At 59.7% G+C, this 17,636-nt stretch carries 16 protein-coding genes and 1 other RNA gene; 3 read left to right on the forward strand and 14 right to left on the reverse strand.

What is annotated here, in order from left to right; genetic code table 11:
• The 12 genes from murC to rnpB form a co-directional block, all read right to left on the reverse strand.
• Positions 1 to 1,401 carry a UDP-N-acetylmuramate--L-alanine ligase gene (gene murC, locus VHE58_03565; GenBank protein ID HVS26362.1) on the reverse strand — a complete coding sequence of 467 codons (1,401 nt, stop codon included), beginning with the start codon at positions 1,399 to 1,401 and terminating at the stop codon, positions 1 to 3.
• A 135-nt stretch (positions 1,402 to 1,536) separates the two neighbouring features.
• Positions 1,537 to 2,619, reverse strand: coding sequence for an undecaprenyldiphospho-muramoylpentapeptide beta-N-acetylglucosaminyltransferase (gene murG / locus VHE58_03570; protein ID HVS26363.1), 1,083 nt, complete (start codon positions 2,617 to 2,619; stop codon positions 1,537 to 1,539).
• Positions 2,620 to 3,774 carry a putative lipid II flippase FtsW gene (gene ftsW, locus VHE58_03575; protein HVS26364.1) on the reverse strand — a complete coding sequence of 385 codons (1,155 nt, stop codon included), beginning with the start codon at positions 3,772 to 3,774 and terminating at the stop codon, positions 2,620 to 2,622. It abuts the gene before it with no gap.
• Positions 3,775 to 5,178, reverse strand: coding sequence for a UDP-N-acetylmuramoyl-L-alanine--D-glutamate ligase (murD, locus tag VHE58_03580; protein ID HVS26365.1), 1,404 nt, complete (start codon positions 5,176 to 5,178; stop codon positions 3,775 to 3,777). It lies immediately after the preceding gene.
• Positions 5,179 to 6,264, reverse strand: coding sequence for a phospho-N-acetylmuramoyl-pentapeptide-transferase (gene mraY, locus VHE58_03585; protein ID HVS26366.1), 1,086 nt, complete (start codon positions 6,262 to 6,264; stop codon positions 5,179 to 5,181).
• Complete coding sequence (gene murF / locus VHE58_03590; protein HVS26367.1) at positions 6,264 to 7,625, reverse strand: UDP-N-acetylmuramoyl-tripeptide--D-alanyl-D-alanine ligase; 1,362 nt, start codon at positions 7,623 to 7,625, stop codon at positions 6,264 to 6,266. Before murF ends, mraY begins: the two co-directional genes overlap by 1 nt.
• On the reverse strand, positions 7,622 to 9,133 hold the full coding sequence (locus tag VHE58_03595) for a UDP-N-acetylmuramoyl-L-alanyl-D-glutamate--2,6-diaminopimelate ligase (protein HVS26368.1): 1,512 nt from the start codon (positions 9,131 to 9,133) through the stop codon (positions 7,622 to 7,624). The genes murF and VHE58_03595 overlap by 4 nt, the downstream gene beginning before the upstream one ends.
• Positions 9,130 to 10,860 (reverse strand): penicillin-binding protein 2, encoded by a 1,731-nt coding sequence (locus VHE58_03600; protein HVS26369.1) that lies wholly within the window; start codon positions 10,858 to 10,860, stop codon positions 9,130 to 9,132. Before VHE58_03600 ends, VHE58_03595 begins: the two co-directional genes overlap by 4 nt.
• A complete protein-coding gene (gene ftsL, locus VHE58_03605) occupies positions 10,853 to 11,134 on the reverse strand; it encodes a cell division protein FtsL (protein ID HVS26370.1) in 282 nt (93 codons plus the stop codon). Before ftsL ends, VHE58_03600 begins: the two co-directional genes overlap by 8 nt.
• A gap of 52 nt (positions 11,135 to 11,186) precedes the next feature.
• Positions 11,187 to 12,116, reverse strand: coding sequence for a 16S rRNA (cytosine(1402)-N(4))-methyltransferase RsmH (gene rsmH / locus VHE58_03610; GenBank protein HVS26371.1), 930 nt, complete (start codon positions 12,114 to 12,116; stop codon positions 11,187 to 11,189).
• 2 nt (positions 12,117 to 12,118) lie between these two features.
• Positions 12,119 to 12,565: a division/cell wall cluster transcriptional repressor MraZ gene (gene mraZ, locus VHE58_03615; protein HVS26372.1), complete on the reverse strand. Its 447-nt coding sequence runs from the start codon at positions 12,563 to 12,565 to the stop codon at positions 12,119 to 12,121.
• A 276-nt stretch (positions 12,566 to 12,841) separates the two neighbouring features.
• Positions 12,842 to 13,167: RNase P RNA component class A (gene rnpB, locus VHE58_03620), an RNA gene on the reverse strand.
• Positions 13,168 to 13,314: 147 nt separating this feature from the next.
• Here rnpB and VHE58_03625 point away from each other — a divergent pair.
• Positions 13,315 to 13,827: a DUF1269 domain-containing protein gene (locus tag VHE58_03625; protein HVS26373.1), complete on the forward strand. Its 513-nt coding sequence runs from the start codon at positions 13,315 to 13,317 to the stop codon at positions 13,825 to 13,827.
• 392 nt (positions 13,828 to 14,219) lie between these two features.
• Here VHE58_03625 and pyrC read toward each other — a convergent pair whose 3' ends face one another.
• Together pyrC and rsmI are read right to left on the reverse strand one after the other, a co-directional pair.
• Positions 14,220 to 15,257, reverse strand: a complete 1,038-nt coding sequence (gene pyrC, locus VHE58_03630) for a dihydroorotase (protein HVS26374.1) — start codon at positions 15,255 to 15,257, stop codon at positions 14,220 to 14,222.
• A gap of 10 nt (positions 15,258 to 15,267) precedes the next feature.
• A complete protein-coding gene (rsmI, locus tag VHE58_03635) occupies positions 15,268 to 16,077 on the reverse strand; it encodes a 16S rRNA (cytidine(1402)-2'-O)-methyltransferase (protein ID HVS26375.1) in 810 nt (269 codons plus the stop codon).
• Positions 16,078 to 16,137: 60 nt separating this feature from the next.
• On the opposite strand from rsmI, the gene VHE58_03640 reads away from it, so the two are divergent.
• Together VHE58_03640 and VHE58_03645 are read left to right on the forward strand one after the other, a co-directional pair.
• Positions 16,138 to 17,289, forward strand: coding sequence for a penicillin-binding protein activator (locus VHE58_03640; protein HVS26376.1), 1,152 nt, complete (start codon positions 16,138 to 16,140; stop codon positions 17,287 to 17,289).
• Positions 17,273 to 17,623: a YraN family protein gene (locus VHE58_03645; GenBank protein HVS26377.1), complete on the forward strand. Its 351-nt coding sequence runs from the start codon at positions 17,273 to 17,275 to the stop codon at positions 17,621 to 17,623. The genes VHE58_03640 and VHE58_03645 overlap by 17 nt, the downstream gene beginning before the upstream one ends.
• The last annotated feature ends 13 nt before the right edge of the window (positions 17,624 to 17,636 follow it).

A 17,636-nucleotide genomic window follows, 5' to 3' on the forward strand; every position in this document is an offset into this window, starting at 1 on the left:
TCATGCACTGCCACTCACGGTTGGTCTTGCCAGCACGCCCGGCACGCCGCCAATCGAGCCCGCGCCCATGGTCACCACCACATCGCCGGCTTGCGCCGCGTTGAATATCGCCTGCGGCAGCTCGGCGATGTTTTCCACGAAAATCGGCTCGACTTTTCCGTGCACGCGTATGGCGCGCGCCAGCGTCCTGCCGTCGGCCGCGGGAATCGCCGCCTCGCCCGCCGGATAGACTTCGCACAGCAGCAGCACATTCACGGCGGAAAGCACTTTCACGAAGTCTTCAAACAGATCGCGCGTGCGGCTGTAGCGATGCGGCTGGAACGCCAGCACCACGCGCTTTCCCGGGAATGCGCCGCGCACCGCCGCCAGTGTTGCCGCCATTTCCGCCGGATGATGACCGTAATCGTCGATCAGGGTGAAGCTGCCGCCACGCGGCAGTGGAACTTCACCGTACCGCTGGAAACGCCGCCCCACGCCCTTGAACTTCGCAAGCGCCTTGACCATCGCCGAATCGGCCACGCCCAGTTCGCTGCCGACGGCAATCGCCGCCAGGGCGTTTTGCACGTTGTGCACGCCCGGCATGTTAAGCGTGATCTGCAGATCCTTGCCGCTGGCGCGCACCACCCGGAACTGCATCTGTCCGCCGTGGTGCTTGACGTCCACCGCGCGGATTTGCGCGCTTTGCGACAAGCCATAGGTAGTGACCGGCTTGGTCAGGCGCGGGATGATTTCGCGCACCCGCGCGTCGTCGCTGCACAACACCGCGGTGCCGTAAAACGGCAAATGCTGGAGAAAATCAACAAAGGCCTGGATGAGCTTCCGGAAATCATGCGCGTAGGTTTCCATGTGGTCGGCATCGATGTTGGTCACCACCGCCAGCACCGGCTGCAGGTAAAGAAACGAAGCGTCGGATTCGTCCGCTTCCACCACGATGAACTCGCCGCCGCCGAGTTTGGCGTGCGAGCCGGCGGCTTCGAGCCTGCCGCCAATCACAAAAGTCGGATCCATTCCTGCTTCCGCCAGCACGCTCGCAATCAGGCTGGTCGTCGTGGTCTTGCCGTGCGTGCCGGCTACTGCAATGCCTTGACGCAGGCGCATCAGCTCGGCCAGCATCAGGGCGCGCGGCACCACCGGGATCTTGCGATTCCTCGCTGCCGTCACCTCCGGATTGTCAGCTTTCACCGCGGTGGAAAACACCACCGCGTCGGCGCGCTCGATATGCGCCGCATCGTGCCCCTTGTAAACCGTCGCGCCCAGGCTTTTCAGCCGTTGCGTCACGGCATTTTCGGAAAGGTCCGAGCCGCTCACCACAAAGCCGAGATTGAACAGCACTTCAGCGATCCCGCTCATGCCCGAGCCGCCAATCCCAACGAAGTGGACGTGTTTTACTTTGTGTCTCATGCCCTCGCTCTGCGTGAGAGATGGCCCAAAAGGCGGCAGGCAGCCATCGCCTTGCCGTCGATCCCGCAATGCGGGTCCCTCGCCGGGTGGCTCTGGCATGCCCCGCCTCTGCCGACGAAATGCACGCGTTTCACTTTATGCCGCATGCGCAAGCTCCATGCAGATTTCCGCCACCTTGCGGGTGGCGTCCGGCTTGCCGAGTTCGCGGGCGCGGCTGGCCATGGCCAGCAGTTTCCCCCGCGACAAGCTTTTGATCAGATCGGCAAGCGAATTCGGGTTCAATTCTGTTTGCGGCAACAATATTGCCGCGCCTTGATCGGCGAGAAAGCGCGCGTTGTGAGTCTGATGGTCATCCACCGCGTGCGGATAGGGAACCAGAATGCTGGCGAGGCCCGCCGCGGCGATTTCGGCGATGGTGAGCGCACCGGCGCGGCAAATTACCAAATCCGATTCGGCGTAGCACTGCGCCACGTTGTCGATAAACGCTTCGATGCGCGCCTCGAGGCCAGCACGCCGGTACGCTTGCTTGAGCGCGTCGACATGCCGGGCGCCTGATTGGTGAGTAACGAGTGGTCGCTCATCTTTTGGCAAGAGCGCGAGCGCCTGCGGCACGTTTTCATTCAACGCCTGCGCGCCCAGGCTTCCACCCACCACCATCAGGCGCAACCGCCCGCTGCGATTGGCATAACGCGCTTGCGGCGGCGCCAATTGCGCAATTGCTTCGCGCACCGGGTTACCGGTCCAGATTTGGTTGCGCGGTGCCGCCGCGCCGAACGCCTCGGGAAACGCCACCAGCACCTTGTCGGCGAGTTTCGCCAGCACTTTGTTGGTCAACCCCGCGATCGAATTCTGTTCGTGTATCGCCAGCGGCTTGTTCAACAGCACAGCCATCATGCCGCCGGGGAAAGCGGTGTAGCCGCCGAGTCCCAAAACCACCTCAGGGCGATGCCTGAATATCGCCTGCGCGCTCTGCCAGAAAGCGATGATCAGCTGCAGCGGCAGCAACACCAGGCGCAAAACGCCCTTGCCCCTCACGCCGGAGAAGTTCACCCACGCCATGTCATAACCTTGTTGCGGCACCAGTTTCGCCTCCATGCCATCGCGCGTTCCCAGCCACACCACGCGCCATCCCTGTTTTTTGAAATACTCCGCCACAGCCAAACCGGGAAACACGTGGCCGCCCGTGCCTCCCGCCATAATCAAAATCGTGCGGCCCATCTATAAAGGCTTCCCTTTCTTCAACTGCCTGCTCTCCCAATCAACCCTCAGTAACAAGGCGATCGCGATGCAGTTCGCGGCGATGCCGCTGCCGCCGAAACTCATCAAAGGCAGGGTCAAACCCTTGGTCGGCAGCACGCCCATGTTGACGCCGATGTTGATGACCGCCTGCACGCCCAGCCACACGCCCACGCCCTGTGCCACCAGCGCCGAAAAATAGCGCTCGAGATACGCCGCCTGGCGGCCGATCGCAAACGCGCGCGCCACCAGCCAGGTAAAAAGCGCAATCACCGCCGCCACGCCGGCAAATCCGAGTTCTTCCGCAACCACCGCCAGCAGAAAATCGGTGTGCGCTTCCGGGAGATAAAACAGTTTTTCCACGCTGCCGCCCAAGCCCACTCCCAGCCATTCGCCGCGGCCGAAAGCGATCAGGGCGTGCGAAAGTTGATAGCCTTTGCCGAACGGATCGGACCAGGGATCCATAAAGCCGATGATGCGCTGCATGCGGTAGGGTGAAGTCCAGATCAGGATCAGGAAGCCGACCATCAGCAGCACGATGAGCAGGGCGAACAGCCGCCAGTTCATGCCGCCCAAAAACAGAATCGCCATGGCAATCGTGGTGATCACCGCAAACGCGCCGAAATCCGGTTCGCGCAAGAGCAATCCGCCGATCAACAGCATCACCATCAGCATCGGCAGAAAACCCTTGCGGAAGCTGTGCATGTAAGCCGCCTTGCGCACGGTGTAATCCGCGGCGTATATCACTACGATGAGCTTCATAAATTCGGAAGGCTGCAGGTGGACGAGCCCCAGCGGCAGCCAGCGCTGGCTGCCGCTCACTTCGCGTCCCACGCCGGGAATGAGGACCAGGACGAGCAGGCCGGCGCCCAGCACGAACAGCCAGGGCGAGACGCGCTGCCATAAACGCATGGGAAATTGGAACGCGATCGCGCCGAGCACGACGCTGATTCCCAGAAACACGGTGTGACGAATCAGGAAATACGCCGGCTGCTGCCAGCGCCCCGCTTCGGCAATGGCAATCGAGGCCGAATACACCATCACCAGTCCCAGCCCGAGCAGCGCCAGCGTCGCCCACAGCAGCGACTGATCGTAGGCGGGTAGCGGCGCGCGGCCGGCGGGTACAGCATAGAACATTCAGTTCGCTCCCACGCGCGGCTGTTTTTGCAGTTCGCGCACGGCTTGAGCAAACGCTTCGGCGCGGTGCTCGTAATTGCGAAACATGTCGAAGCTTGCGCATGCGGGCGAAAGCAGCACCGCATCGCCCCGCTGCGCCAGACTGAAACTCAAGGCAACCGCTTCCTGCATGCTGGTCGCGCGCCGCATCGGCACATTGCCACCGGCGACCGCTTGCGCGATTTTTTCACCGTCGCGGCCTATTAATACCAACGCGCGCGCATGCCCGGCGATGGCGGTTTTAAGCGGCGAAAAATCCTGGCCCTTGCCATCGCCGCCGGCGATCAGCACCACTATTTGCTGCATGCCGTTCAGCGCCGCCACCGTGGCGCCGACATTGGTGCCTTTGGAATCGTCGTAAAACCCCACGCCGCCGATATCGGCGATTTTCTGCACGCGGTGCGGCAGTCCCCTGAATTTTTTCAGCGCATGCAGAAGCGGCGCATATTTGATACCGATCGCTCGGCACAGCGCGAGCGCGGCCAGCGCGTTCGCCGCATTATGCAAACCGGTAAGCGGCAATTCCTTGACCGGCATGAGCTTTGTTTCGCCCTGCGCCAGCCATTTTTCACCCGCCACTTCGAGCAGTCCCCATTCCATTTCTCTAAGCGGCCGGCCCAGGCCAAAGCTGAAAACGCGGCGCTCCTTGCCCGCCATGGCGAAACTCTGGCGATCGTCGCGGTTAAGCACTTGCACGCCGCCGCCCGCGAATATGCGCTGCTTGGCTTGCGCGTATTCATTCATGTTCGAGTAACGATCTAGGTGATCCTCGCTCAGATTCAGCACCGCCGCCGCGCTGGGCTCCAAGGCGTAAGTCGTTTCCAATTGAAAGCTTGACAACTCCAGCACGAACACGTCCGGCTTTTTCCCCCGCTGCATTTCGTTTTCCACCTGGGTGAGCGCATCCAGCACCGGCAGGCCGATGTTGCCTGCCACCACTGTATTCAGTCCGGCGGCGCGGCACATTTCGCCTGTCATGCTGGTCACCGTGCTCTTGCCGTTGGAGCCGGTAATCGCCAGCACCCTGGTCAGCGGCATTTTCTTCAGCGCCTGCGCGAACAGCTCCACATCGCCGCAAACAAAGACCCCGGCGTTAAGAGCCTCGGAAATCCGAGGCTCCCGGAGGGCAACGCCGGGGCTTAGGGCAATCATGTCAATGTCGCGGAAACTCTCCTCGTGAAACGGTCCGGTATCCAGCGCAAGCTGCGGCAGTTCCGCTTTCAATTGCGCTGCGCGCGGCGGCGTTTCGCGGCTGTCGGCCACGCGCACGGCCGCGCCCTTGCGCGTGAGCCAGCGCGCGAGCGAAAGCCCGGTGTCGCCCAGCCCCACCACCAGCGCCTTTTTGCCTTTAAGTTCTATTTCCATTTATCTCAGCTTCAACGTCGACAACCCGACCAGAACCAGCATCATGGTGATAATCCAAAACCGGACCACTACCTGCGTCTCCTTCCATCCTTTCAATTCGTAGTGATGGTGCAAGGGCGCCATGCGGAAAATACGTTTTCCAGTAAGCCTGAACGACGCCACTTGCAGCATCACCGACAGTGTCTCGACCACAAACACGCCGCCCATGATGAACAGCACGATTTCCTGGCGCACGATGACGGCGATAGTGCCAAGCGCCGCGCCCAATGCGAGTGCACCGACATCGCCCATGAACACCTCGGCCGGATAGGCGTTGAACCACAGAAAAGCGAGGCCCGCGCCCGCCAGCGCCGCGCAAAATACCGTGAGCTCTCCCGCGCCGGGTATGTAGGGAAAACCGAGATATTTGGAAAACACCGCGTGGCCGGCGACATAAGCGAACACGCCGAGCGCGCTGCCCACCATGACCGTTGGCATAATGGCAAGGCCGTCCAATCCGTCGGTGAGATTCACCGCGTTGCTCGAGCCCACGATGACAAAATAAGTCATGCCGACGAAGCCGAAAATTCCGAGCGGATAGACCACGTGCTTGAAGAACGGCACGATAAAGGTGGTCTGCGCCGGTAGCGTGGTGCTGAAGGCGAGAAACAGCGCCGCCGCAAAACCGATGACCGACTGCCAGAAAAATTTGGTGCGCGGCGACAGGCCCTTAGGATCGCGCCGCACCACCTTGCGGTAATCATCCACCCAGCCGATCAGACCGAAACCCAAGGTCACTACCAGCACCACCCACACGAAGCGGTTGCGCAAATCTGCCCACAGCAAAGTGGTGAGTCCGATGGAAACCAGAATCAGCGCGCCGCCCATGGTCGGCGTGCCGGCTTTGGACAGATGCGACTTGGGGCCGTTGTCACGCACCGCCTGCCCGATTTTGTACACGGCGAGCTTTCTGATCATGGCCGGGCCGACCATAAACGAAATCAGCAGCGCGGTAAGCGTCGCCAGCACCGCGCGCAAGGTGATGTAATTGAACACATTGAAAGTGCGGATGTCCTGCGCCAGCCACTGTGCAAGAGCGAGCAGCATCAGCGCGCCGCCTCCTGGCCAGCAACAATCCGCTCCACCACGCGTTCCATCTGCATGAAGCGCGAACCCTTCACCAGCACCGTGACATTCGGCGCCATCCTTTTTTCCACCTCGCTAATCAAATCATTTATTTGCGTAAAATGTCCGGCTCCTTCGCCAAATTGTTTCGCGGCTTCCGCGGAAAGCGCGCCCAGCGCGTACAACCTATCGATGCCGGCGGCTTTCGCCTGCGCGCCGATTTGCGCATGGAACTGTGGCGCTTGTTTCCCGAGCTCGCCCATGTCGCCCAGCACCAGGACGCGAATGCCTGATAAACCCGCGAGCATGTCAATTGCCGCTTTAACCGAATCCGGATTCGCGTTGTAGGAGTCGTCGATCACCACCGCGCCGTTTTTTCCGGCCTTGCGCTGCTGCCGGCCTTTTATTCCGGCGAATTCCGCGAGCCCTGCGGCAATTGCTTCGCGCTGCACCCCGAGAGCCCGCGCGCAAGCAGCGGCGGCCAGCGCGTTGCGCGCATTGTGCAGGCCCGGCACTTGCAGTTTCAGACAAATTCCGCCGGCATCGGTTTGCAGCGCGATTTCGCTGCTGTCGTTTTTCAGCTTGCAGCGCCCATTGATTGCTGCCGGATGCTCGAAACCGAAGTCCAGCACGCGCCTGCCCTGGCACAACTGGCGCCACAGATCTGCATGCGCATCATCGGCGTTAATCACCGCTACCCCGTTATCCGACAGTCCCTCGAAAATTTCGCCCTTGGCGCGCGCCACCGCCTCCACCGAACCCAATCCCAGCAGGTGCGCCGACGCGGCGTTGTTGACCAGCGCCACATCCGGTTTCGCGATTCGCGCGAGATTAGCGATTTCGCCGGGCCGGTTCATCCCCATTTCCACCACCGCATAGCGGTGCGGTGGCCGCAGTCTGAGCAGCGTGAGCGGCACGCCGATGTCGTTGTTGAGATTGCCTTGCGTCGCCAGCACCGCGTCCGCTCCGGCGTGTTTTCTCAAGATGGCAGCGAGCATTTCTTTCACTGTGGTCTTGCCGTTGCTGCCGGTAATCGCGGCAAGCCGCAAATTGAATTTGGAGCGCCAGTAACCGGCGAGTCCCACCAATCCCTGCCGCGTGTCTTCCACCACCAGGGCGGGGCAGTTTTCAGCGCGCTCCGCTTTATCCACCATCACCGCAACGGCTCCTTGTCTGCGCGCGGCGTTGATGTAATCGTGGCCGTCAAAGCGCTCGCCGCGCAGCGCGACGAACAAATCGCCGGTCGCTGCTTTGCGGCTGTCGGTGCTTACTGCAGTGAACCGTACATCGTTTCCCCGCATCAGCGCTCCAATCCCCTGTACGGCCTCGCTCAGGCTCATCATCCGGCGCTTTCCTGCAAGACTGTCTGCGCCGTCCGTACGTCCGAGAACGGCATTTTTTCGCCACCAATCTCCTGGTAATCCTCATGACCTTTGCCGGCAATCAGCACCACATCGTTTTCCGCTGCGCCGCTAATTGCGAGCCGTATCGCTTTGGCACGATCCGGCTCGACCACTGGCGCACGTTCCGGGTCTTTAAATCCGAGCCGCCAGCCGCGCGCAATGTCGGCGATGATGGCGAGCGGATCTTCGCTGCGCGGGTTGTCGCTGGTCACCACCACCTGATCGGCCAGGCTCACCGCCACCCTGCCCATCTGCGGACGCTTGCCGCGGTCGCGGTCGCCGCCGCAGCCGAACACGCAGACGAGCTTGCCGTTGCTTTCCTGCGCAATAGAACGCAGGCTTTGCAGGACTTTTTTCAGCGCATCCGGGGTGTGTGCGTAATCCACCACCACCAGAGGCTGATCATTCACCATTTGCAGGCGACCGGAAGGCGGTTTTATTTCCTGCAGCACACGCGCGGCCGGTTCGAGCTTAACGCCGCTCACCAGGAGCACGCCCAATACCGCCAGCAGATTGGCGGCGTTGAACTTACCCAGCATCCGGCTTTGCAATCGCGCGTCGCCCCAACGCGTCCTGATTTCCAGAGACAAGCCGCGGCGCGCTAAGTCCAGACGGTACCCGGCGATATCGCCCTTGCCAAATCCATAACCCACCACTTTGACTCTGCGTTTTTCGAGCTGCCGCGCCAGTTCCCGCCCAAAACGGTCGTCGAGATTGACGATGGCGCAGCGCAAGCCGGGCCAGTGGAAAAGTTTCGCCTTGGCCGCAGCGTAGGCTTGCATGCTGCCGTGATAATCGAGATGGTCGCGCGAGAGATTGGTTAACACCGCGACGTCGAACGCCACGCCGTTCACCCGTCCCTGTGTGAGGCTGTGCGAGGAGACTTCAATCACCACGCATTGCGCGCCGCACTGCACATAGCCGGCGAGAAGCTCCTGCAGCAGCACCGCGTCCGGCGTGGTATTGACGGTGGGCTCAAGCCGGCTGGGGAAACCGTTGCCGAGCGTGCCCACCACCGCGGTCTTCTTGCCCAAGCGAGTCAGGCACTGAGCAATCCAGTGGCTGCATGAAGTCTTGCCGTTAGTGCCGGTCACGCCTATCACCCACAGCTGGTGCGAAGGTTTGCCATAAACCCGGTTCGCGATGACACCGGCTTTTTCTCGCAAGCCGTTCACACCCAGATTGGCGGTTTTCCATTGTGGGTTCCATTTGAAATCACGCTTTTCCCACAGCACGGCGCCGGCGCGCGCGGCAATCGCCTGCGGGATGTAATTACGGCCATCGAGTTTTTCGCCGGGATAGGCGATGAACGTATCACCGGGCTTGATTTGCCGGCTGTCGGTGGCCAGCCGTTCCGTTTTGACGCCAAGGCGATTCAGCACTCGCGCGTCAAAACGCGGTACGCCTGGTTTTGCTGCGACTTTTCTGCTTGCAGATCTTCTGGTCATACTTCTTCCTTGATTTCGGGAAAATCGGCAGGCAGCACTACGTTATTGGTCGGCGCATCGGGCGCGACTCCCAGTATGCGCAAGCTCCCTGCCATTACCTGGCTGAACACCGGCGCCGCCACTCTGCCGCCGTAGTATTGGCCGGCGGAAGGCTCATCCAGCATCACCGCTACAATAAGACGCGGGTCGGATGCCGGTGCCATGCCGACAAACGAGGACACATAACGATCGGCCGCGTAGCTGCCATTTTCCAGCTTGTGCGCGGTGCCGGTCTTGCCGGCGACTCGGTAACCCGCAATTTGCGCACGCGGCGCCGTGCCGCCGGGCTCCACCACCATTTCCAGCATGTCCCGCACCGCACGCGCGGTGGCGGGTGAAATCACCTGGCTGCCGCTTTGCGGCGCATCGAGTTTCGTCAACGATAGCGATTTCAATTCGCCGTCAGCGGCGAACACGGTGTAGGCGCGCGCAAGCTGCAACAAACTCACTGAAATGCCATGGCCGTAAGACATGGTCGCCTGCTCAATCGGCCGCCAGCTTTTGTAAGGTCGGAGTTTTCCGGATACCTCGCCTGGAAAGCCGGAATGCGGGACCACGCCAAAGCCGACGCGGCTGAACAGGTTCCACAGCGTATGCGAACTGAGCGAGAGCGCAATTTTCGCCGCACCGATGTTGCTGGATTTCTGGATGATTTGCGCCACTGTGAGCGCCGCTTCGCGGTGCGTGTCGTGAATGGTGGCGTTGCCGACTGAAAATTGTCCCGGTGCGATTTCGATCACGCTCTCCGGCGTGTACCGCCCGCTTTCCAGCGCCGCGGCGATGGTAAAGGGTTTCAATGTGGAGCCGGGCTCAAACAAATCAGTAATTGCGCGGTTGCGCGTGCGCTGAAGATTGAGCCTGGTGCGGTTGTTGGGGTTGTACGAAGGCACATTGGCGAGCGCCAGCACTTCGCCGCTCTTCGCATCCAGCACCACGATGCCGCCGGCCTTGGCGTGGTTTGCTTCCACTGCCTGCTTGAGTTCGCGATAGGCGAGATACTGGATCTTGCTGTCGATGCTCAAAGTGAGCGTGCGCCCTTCCTGTGGCACACTGATACTCTCCACGTCCTCGACGATGCGTCCGAGGCGGTCCTTGATGACGCGCCGGCTGCCGGGTTTGCCGGCAAGCCAATCCTGGTAGGCGAGTTCCAGGCCTTCCTGGCCGTTGTCGTCCATGCCGGTGAAGCCTAAAAGATGCGCCATCACTTCGCCCGCCGGATAATAGCGACGGTATTCGCGCTGCAAAAATACTCCGGGTATGCCGAGTTGCACCACCCTGGCTGCAAGTTCCGGAGAAATCTGCCGTTTAAGGTAGACAAACTCCTTGTTGCTCTCCTTGAACCGCTTGCCCACTTCCACCTTGTCCAATTCCAAAAGACCGGCGAGCTGCTTCTGTTTCTCCGGAGTGATTTCCAAGTCGGCGGGGCTCGCCCACACCGATTCCACCGGCGTGCTGATGGCGAACGGCTCGCCGTTCCTATCGGTAATCATGCCGCGGTGCGCGCTGATTTCAATCACTCGGCTGTAGCGCGCATCGCCCTTCTGCTGCAGGAAATCGTTGTGCATACCCTGCAGATACACGGCGCGCGCCCCCAGCCCGATAAACCACAGCAGGAGCGCGAGCAGCACCACCCGCGAGCGCCACACCGGCAGCCGCAGCGTGAGCGCGGGATTGACACGACTATTCATGCGCTTTCTCCACTAGCGGGGTCACCAGCTGGGTGCGCGCGGCGTCGGGCACACGCATTTGCAGGCTTTTCCCCGCGATTCTTTCGATGCGCGCCTGCGTCGCCCAGGTGCTTTGCTCGAGCTGCAATTGCCCCCATTCCACTTCCAGCTGCTGTGCCCATTCCTGTTCTTTCTGCAGTTCCACAAACAGCTTGCGCGCCCTATGCTGTGAGGTCACAACACCCAGCGCGCAGCCAATCAAAATCAGCACCAAAATCAGGTTGAGCCGCGTCATGGCATACCCTTGATCGTTCGTAAGTCACACCTGCATCTCGCCCGCTTTTTTCTCATACCTCCTCGGTACGTTCCGCCACCCGCATCACTGCGCTTCGTGCACGCGGATTGGCCGCGATTTCTCGCGCGCCCGGCCGCACAGCCTTGCCGATCACACGCAATTTCGGCCTGCGCATCTCGCTCGCCCGCAGCGGCAACCTGGCCGGCAAATCGTCCGCGCGCGTCTCATCGCGCATAAAGCGCTTCACCATCCGGTCTTCCAGCGAGTGGAAGCTGATTACCACCAGCCGTCCGCCGGGCTTGAGCGCGTCCATCGTTTGCGGCAGCACTAGCGACAATTCCTCAAGCTCCTGATTGAGGTAAATCCGTAAAGCCTGAAACGTGCGCGTCGCCGGGTCCTGGTTTGGCTCGCGCGTGCGCACGGCCGCTGCCACGATCTGGGCAAGTTGCCGTGTGGTGTCAACAGGTCCTGCCTTTCGAGCCGCAACAATCGCTCTTGCAATCTGTTTAGCAAACCGTTCTTCGCCATATTTTTTTATGACCTCCCCGATCTCCTCTTCATTCGCCCGCTCAAGCCACTCCGCCGCCGTTTCGCCGCGGCTTACGTCCATGCGCATATCAAGCGGCCCGTCGCGCCGAAAGCTGAAACCCCGTGCCGCGTCTTCTAGCTGCGGTGAAGACACGCCCAAATCCATCAGCACACCGTCCGTACGCTTGACGCCCAGCTCGTACAGCGCCTCGCGCAGCGCACCAAAGCGCCGATGCAATATGCAAAAACGTGCATCTTTCAGCGTGCGCGCCGCCTCAACCGCCGCCGGGTCCTTATCCAGCGCGACCAGACGGCCGTTTTTCCCCAGCTTCTCCAACAACAGGCGGCTGTGGCCGCCGCGCCCGAACGTGCAATCCACGTACACGCCGTTTGGCCGCACCTTCAACGCTTCAACTGCCTCGTTCAACAGAACGATTGCGTGCTGTGAGCTCACGCTTACAGCGAAAATCCTTCCAGCTCCGGCGGCAACGGCTGGTTGCGGAACGATTGCGCCAGATTGCGCTGCTCGTTCCATTTCTTCGCGTCCCATAATTCGAATTTCATGCCCTGGCCTACCAGCACCACGCGCTTGTCGAGCGCGGCGAATTCCCTGAGCGATGGTGAAATCAGGATGCGCCCCGTTCCATCCATTTCGATGTCTTCGGCATAACCCACGATGACGCGCTGCAGATTCCTGAGCTTGGGATTGAAACTGGAAAGGCTGTTGAGTTTTTGCTGGATGGGTTCCCAGTCGGGCTGGGCGTAGAGGAGCAGGCACGCATCCGGATCGGCGGTAATCACCAAACGCCCGTTGCCGCGCGTAGCCAGTCCCTCCCGGTATTTGGTGGGAATCGCGAGCCGTCCTTTGTTATCAAGACTGAGTTGTGCTACGCCGCGAAACAAGCGCTGTCCCCTTTTTAGTTGGGAAATTTTTCCCACTTTTTACCACTAACCCCCACTATAGATAAAAAAAATCAGCGGGTCAAGCCTAAAACGGGACTTTTCTTTATTTGTGACAAAGACTTAAGTCTCATTATGACGACGACGCCTGCAACAGCGTAAATTATTCTTTTAAAAATAACGGGATAGGGCTTTAAAAAGACTGGGGAACAGCCTAATGGCATTGCAGCGCAAGAAAAACTTTTGCGCGCGTAACATGGAAGGTAAAGAAATGGAAGGTAAAGAAGCTGGCCGATAAGCCGGGTTCTGTTTAGGGCTTGCACCCCATGACAGCCATTCCTCTGGGCGTGCGATTGCTCACACGCTCAAGCGACCTACCCGCAAGCTCGGCGAGCAACGTCAACGCTTGCCTACTTGGTCTTGCTCCGGATGGAGGTTACCGCGTTTCACCCACAGCGGTGCGCGTGTTTGCGCGTCTACTGCGACTCGTCTCTGTGGCCCTGTTCATCGCCTCACGGCGTCCGGCGGTTAGCCGGCATCCTGCTCTCTGGAGCCCGGACTTTCCTCTATACACAGAAGTGCATAGCGACTGTCTGGCCAGCTTCTCTAGGGATTAATTGTAGCACTTGACTTGTACTCTGGTGTGGACTAAAGCCAAATTAAGGAGCTCTCGAGTCTGCAACTTCCGTCCGTCTAAAGCGCTCCAACCACACAAGTCTTGGGCATTGCCTTCTGATTGAAAGGAGGTTGAAATGAGGCGAAGACTGTATTTCGTGCTGCCCGACCTCGCTAGCGCCCGGCAGACCATGGATGATCTCTTGCTGGCGCGCATTGAAGAACGCCACATCTACTTCCTCGCCCGGCGCGGTACGCCGCTGGGGGATCTCCATGAAGCCAACGTCTTGCAAAAGACCGACATCGTGCACGGCGCGGAACTGGGATTAATCCTGGGCGGCGTCGGCGGCGCGGTGCTCGGCGTCATCGCCGTGATGTCGCCGCCGGAGGGAATTACCCTGCAACTCGTGACCATCCTGTTCACCGCGCTGATAGGCGCGCTGCTCGGCGCCTGGGTGTCGAGCTTGGTTGCAAGCGCAGTGCCGAATTCGAAGCTCTTGATTTTCGCCAAGGACGTCGAGGAAGGCAAAATCCTGATGATGGTGGATGTACCCGCGCGCAAGGTGGAGCAGATTCGTCAACTCGTTGAAAGACGCCATCCTGAAGCGGCGCCGGGAGGTGTGGAACCGACGATACCTGCATTTCCATAAACTCAAAGTGGACAGAGTCCTGATTGCGCCGCAGGCGTGTGACTCTCCAAACCGAAAAGGAAAAGCCCCGCTGAGGCGGGGCTTTGATTTTTACACAGCGACAGCGTCTTTAATTTGGCTGATGTCCGTCCAAAGCTCCGGAACTCTTGGAATGTCGTCCCTGATTTTTTGCCTTCCATAGTCTGTCTTCAATAATTAAGCAATACCGCGTTGATAGAAATGAGCCCCGATTCCTTGCCATGACTTGAAATTGGATTATATTAATTATTTATATTAAGTCTAAATATTTTTATAAGGTATTGCATTAAAACATCCAGTGATAATCATCGATCTATGCTGCAGAGGTTACAGGAAGAAATTTAGGACATTACTGTGGGTACGGATAGGTTGGCCTATAGCATTTTCCAAGTCATTTTTTCACCTGCGCGCAGCGGGACTAGCGTTTGTCTGCCGAAGCGCAGTGTTTTAGGTATACGCCACTCTCGTTTTACCAGCGTAATCGTGCCGGTGTTTCGCGGCAGCCGGTAAAAATCCGCGCCGTGGAAACTGGCGAACCCTTCCAGTTTGTCGAGAGCGTTCGCCTGCTCAAACACTTCCGCATAAAGCTCGATCGCCGTATGCGCGGTGTAGATTCCCGCGCAACCACAGGCGGATTCCTTGGCGCTTTGGGCATGCGGGGCACTGTCGGTGCCGAGAAAAAATTTCGGGCTGCCGCCGATTGCGGCTTCAACCAGCGCAAGACGGTGGGTTTCACGCTTTAACACCGGCAGGCAATAGTGATGCGGGCGGATGCCGCCGGAAAAGATTCCGCCGCGGTTTAAAAGCAAATGGTGGGCGGTGATCGTGGCTCCGATATTCGCGGGAGTGCTTCTGACAAACTCGACCGCTTCGCGAGTCGTGATGTGCTCGAACACAATGCGCAATTTTGGAAAGCGCAGGAGCAGCGGCGTCAGCACGCGCTCGATAAAAACCCTCTCGCGGTCAAACACGTCCACCTCGGAATCCACTACTTCGCCATGTACCAACAACGGCAGATCCTGCTTTTGCATCTCCTCCAGCGCGGCAGAACATTTATTGATATCGGTCACACCCGCATCGGAATGCGTAGTGGCTCCGGCAGGATAATATTTCGCGGCATGAACGATGCTGCTGTGTCCGGCCTTGATGATTTGCTGCGGAGAGGTTTTGTCGGTGAGATACAAGGTCATCAGCGGCTCAAACTTTACGCCCTTGGGCAACGCGGTGAGAATCCGCTTGCGATACGCCAGCGCAGCCTTAGTCGTGGTGACCGGCGGCTTGAGGTTGGGCATGACAATAGCACGCCCGAAACGCCGCGCGGTATCGGCAAGCACCGCACGCATTTGTGCGCCATCGCGCAAATGCACGTGCCAGTCGTCGGGGCGGGTGATGGTTATTTTTTGCAAGGCCATCTTCGCGCCATTATACCTGCTTGGCTGCGCCCTTAATTCGCAGCGCATGTGCGTAGAGTGTTTTTTTGTTTGCGCCACTGATTTCGGCGGTGAGCTTCACTGCCTGCTTGAGCGGCAATTCGGCAAGCAATAGCTTCAAGATCCGCTCTGCGCCCGTGGTATTTGTACTGGCAGGAACAAGCTCGACGCCGGAAACCAAAAGCACGAATTCGCCTTTGAGCCGGTTTGGGTCAGCGTTGAGCCACTCTGCCGCCTCGCCAAGCGTACAGCTGTGGATGGTCTCGAAGAGCTTGGTAAGCTCGCGCGCGATGACGACACGCCGCTCGCCGCCCAATGCCTGTTGCATGTCGCTTACACATTCAATGATGCGATGCGGCGCCTCATAAAACACCAGCGTATAGGGCAGCGTTTTGATATTCTGCAACACTCGCAAACGCGCAGAAGGTTTGCTCGGCAGGAACCCGTAGAACAGGAAATGCGGCGATTCGAGCCCCGCTGCGGAAAGCGCGGTGACGGCGGCATTCGCACCCGGCACGGGCACCACGCGAAAACCCGCGAGTCGCACTCGCTCCACCACCAGCGCTCCGGGATCGCTGATTGCCGGCGTCCCGGCATCGCTCACCACCGCCACGGATTTACCCGATCGCAAAAGCGCAACGATCCTGGCCGCCGCGCTTTTCTCATTGTGCTGATGAAGCGCGATGAGCTTCACGGCAATCGCAAAACGTTTGAGCAGGCGCGAAGTGTTGCGCGTATCTTCGGCCGCCACCACGTCGACCCGCTTCAGCACGTCCAGCGCGCGCAGGCTGATGTCCTGCAAATTTCCAATCGGGGTGGCGACTACATATAATAGGGGCTCCCCTTTGTCATTTTGTCCTCGATGCAACGTTTCCCGGCCTTTCTGCTGACGCTGTTGGCGCTACTATACGGTGCCACCGTCACCTTTGCCACCCGCGCGCAAAGCATTGCACCCCCGGTCGCAGCCAGGCCGCTGCCGGCACAAGCCGCGACCGCGGCAAAACCGGAAGCCAATCTCCAGACCAATCCGCCCAAGCCGCACATCGCGCTGATTCTGCCGCTCAAATCCGAAGGGTTCGGCAATGCCGCGGAGCTTACGCGCCAGGGTTTTCTCGCCGCCGCCGGCCATCAGGGCAATACGACGCTGCCCATCAAAACCTACGCGACCACCGAGCAAATCGATGAAATTCTCTCCGCCTACCAGCTGGCGCTGGCGGCGGGAGCGCAAGTCGTGGTAGGGCCGCTCACGCGCGACGGCGTGTCCGCGCTGGCCAGAAGCGGCATGGTGCGCGTGCCCACGCTTGCCCTCAATCTTCCCGATGACTTCACGGCGCTGCCCGCAAATCTGTTCACCCTCAGTCTGCATGTGGAAAATGAAGCGCAGCAGGCTGCGTCGCTCGCCGCTCAGGAAGGCCGGCGCAAGGCGCTTATCATCACCACTGATACGCCATTAAGCCAACGCATGCAGCAAGCTTTCGCCGATGCGTGGCAAAAACTTGGCGGCGTGATCCTGCGGCAATTGGTGTATATCAGCGACCCGGGAGGCCTGCAAACACTCAGGCAGGCCGTGACCATCAGCGGGGCGGATACGATTTTTCTGGCGCTGGACGCCAGACGCGCGCGGCTGGTGCGACCGTATCTTGACGCCAACGCCAATATCTACGCCACGTCACAGATTTTCAGCGGCAACACCCAGGGGCCGCTCAATTTCGATTTGAACGGCATCCGCTTCGTGGACATGCCCTGGGTTTTGCAATCCGACCATCCGGCCGTCATGATTTACCCGCGCCCGAATAGTCCGGTGATTGTGGACCTCGAGCGCCTCTACGCACTGGGGATTGATGCTTACCGCATCACGCAGGATCTGCTCAATGCACGCCCGGGCCTGGGTTATACTCTCGACGGAGTAACGGGACAAATCACCTTGAACGCCGAGAATCAATTCGTGCGCGAACTCCTCCCCGCCATGTTCTATCAAGGCCAGGCGGTCGTCCTCTATGAACCGAAGCGCTGAGGGTGTCGCGGCGGAAAAACATGCCGCAACCTTTCTGCAAAAACAAGGTCTCAAGCTTCTTGAAACCAATTACCGCTGCCGCTTCGGCGAAATCGATCTGATAATGCGCGATGGTGACACGCTGGTGTTTGCCGAAGTCAGGCTGCGCAAGAGCCAGAATTTCGGTGGCGCCGCGGCGAGCATTACGGCGCAAAAGCAGGCGCGGCTGGTCAAGGCAGCGCGGCATTACTTGTCGTCGCTGAAAACGCCCCCGGCCTGCCGTTTCGATGCGGTCCTGTTGAGCGGGACCGGCGGGCGCGAGATCGAATGGATTAAAAACGCATTTGAAGAATAACCGTGATATGCCG

The sequence above is a fragment of the Burkholderiales bacterium genome (assembly GCA_035543335.1).
Lineage (GTDB): Bacteria > Pseudomonadota > Gammaproteobacteria > Burkholderiales > JAHFRG01 > JAHFRG01.

Excerpts from the sequence above, each read along its gene's own strand:
- ftsL (HVS26370.1), bottom strand. The coding sequence starts at position 11,134 with ATGACGCGGCTCAACCTGATTTTGGTGCTGATTTTGATTGGCTGCGCG.
- VHE58_03600 (HVS26369.1), bottom strand. The coding sequence starts at position 10,860 with ATGAATAGTCGTGTCAATCCCGCGCTCACGCTGCGGCTGCCGGTGTGG.
- VHE58_03595 (HVS26368.1), bottom strand. The coding sequence starts at position 9,133 with ATGACCAGAAGATCTGCAAGCAGAAAAGTCGCAGCAAAACCAGGCGTA.
- pyrC (HVS26374.1), bottom strand. The coding sequence starts at position 15,257 with ATGGCCTTGCAAAAAATAACCATCACCCGCCCCGACGACTGGCACGTG.
- murF (HVS26367.1), bottom strand. The coding sequence starts at position 7,625 with ATGATGAGCCTGAGCGAGGCCGTACAGGGGATTGGAGCGCTGATGCGG.
- murD (HVS26365.1), bottom strand. The coding sequence starts at position 5,178 with ATGGAAATAGAACTTAAAGGCAAAAAGGCGCTGGTGGTGGGGCTGGGC.
- VHE58_03625 (HVS26373.1), top strand. The coding sequence starts at position 13,315 with ATGAGGCGAAGACTGTATTTCGTGCTGCCCGACCTCGCTAGCGCCCGG.
- murC (HVS26362.1), bottom strand. The coding sequence starts at position 1,401 with ATGAGACACAAAGTAAAACACGTCCACTTCGTTGGGATTGGCGGCTCG.
- ftsW (HVS26364.1), bottom strand. The coding sequence starts at position 3,774 with ATGTTCTATGCTGTACCCGCCGGCCGCGCGCCGCTACCCGCCTACGAT.
- mraY (HVS26366.1), bottom strand. The coding sequence starts at position 6,264 with ATGCTGCTCGCTCTTGCACAGTGGCTGGCGCAGGACATCCGCACTTTC.
- VHE58_03640 (HVS26376.1), top strand. The coding sequence starts at position 16,138 with ATGCAACGTTTCCCGGCCTTTCTGCTGACGCTGTTGGCGCTACTATAC.
- VHE58_03645 (HVS26377.1), top strand. The coding sequence starts at position 17,273 with ATGAACCGAAGCGCTGAGGGTGTCGCGGCGGAAAAACATGCCGCAACC.
- murG (HVS26363.1), bottom strand. The coding sequence starts at position 2,619 with ATGGGCCGCACGATTTTGATTATGGCGGGAGGCACGGGCGGCCACGTG.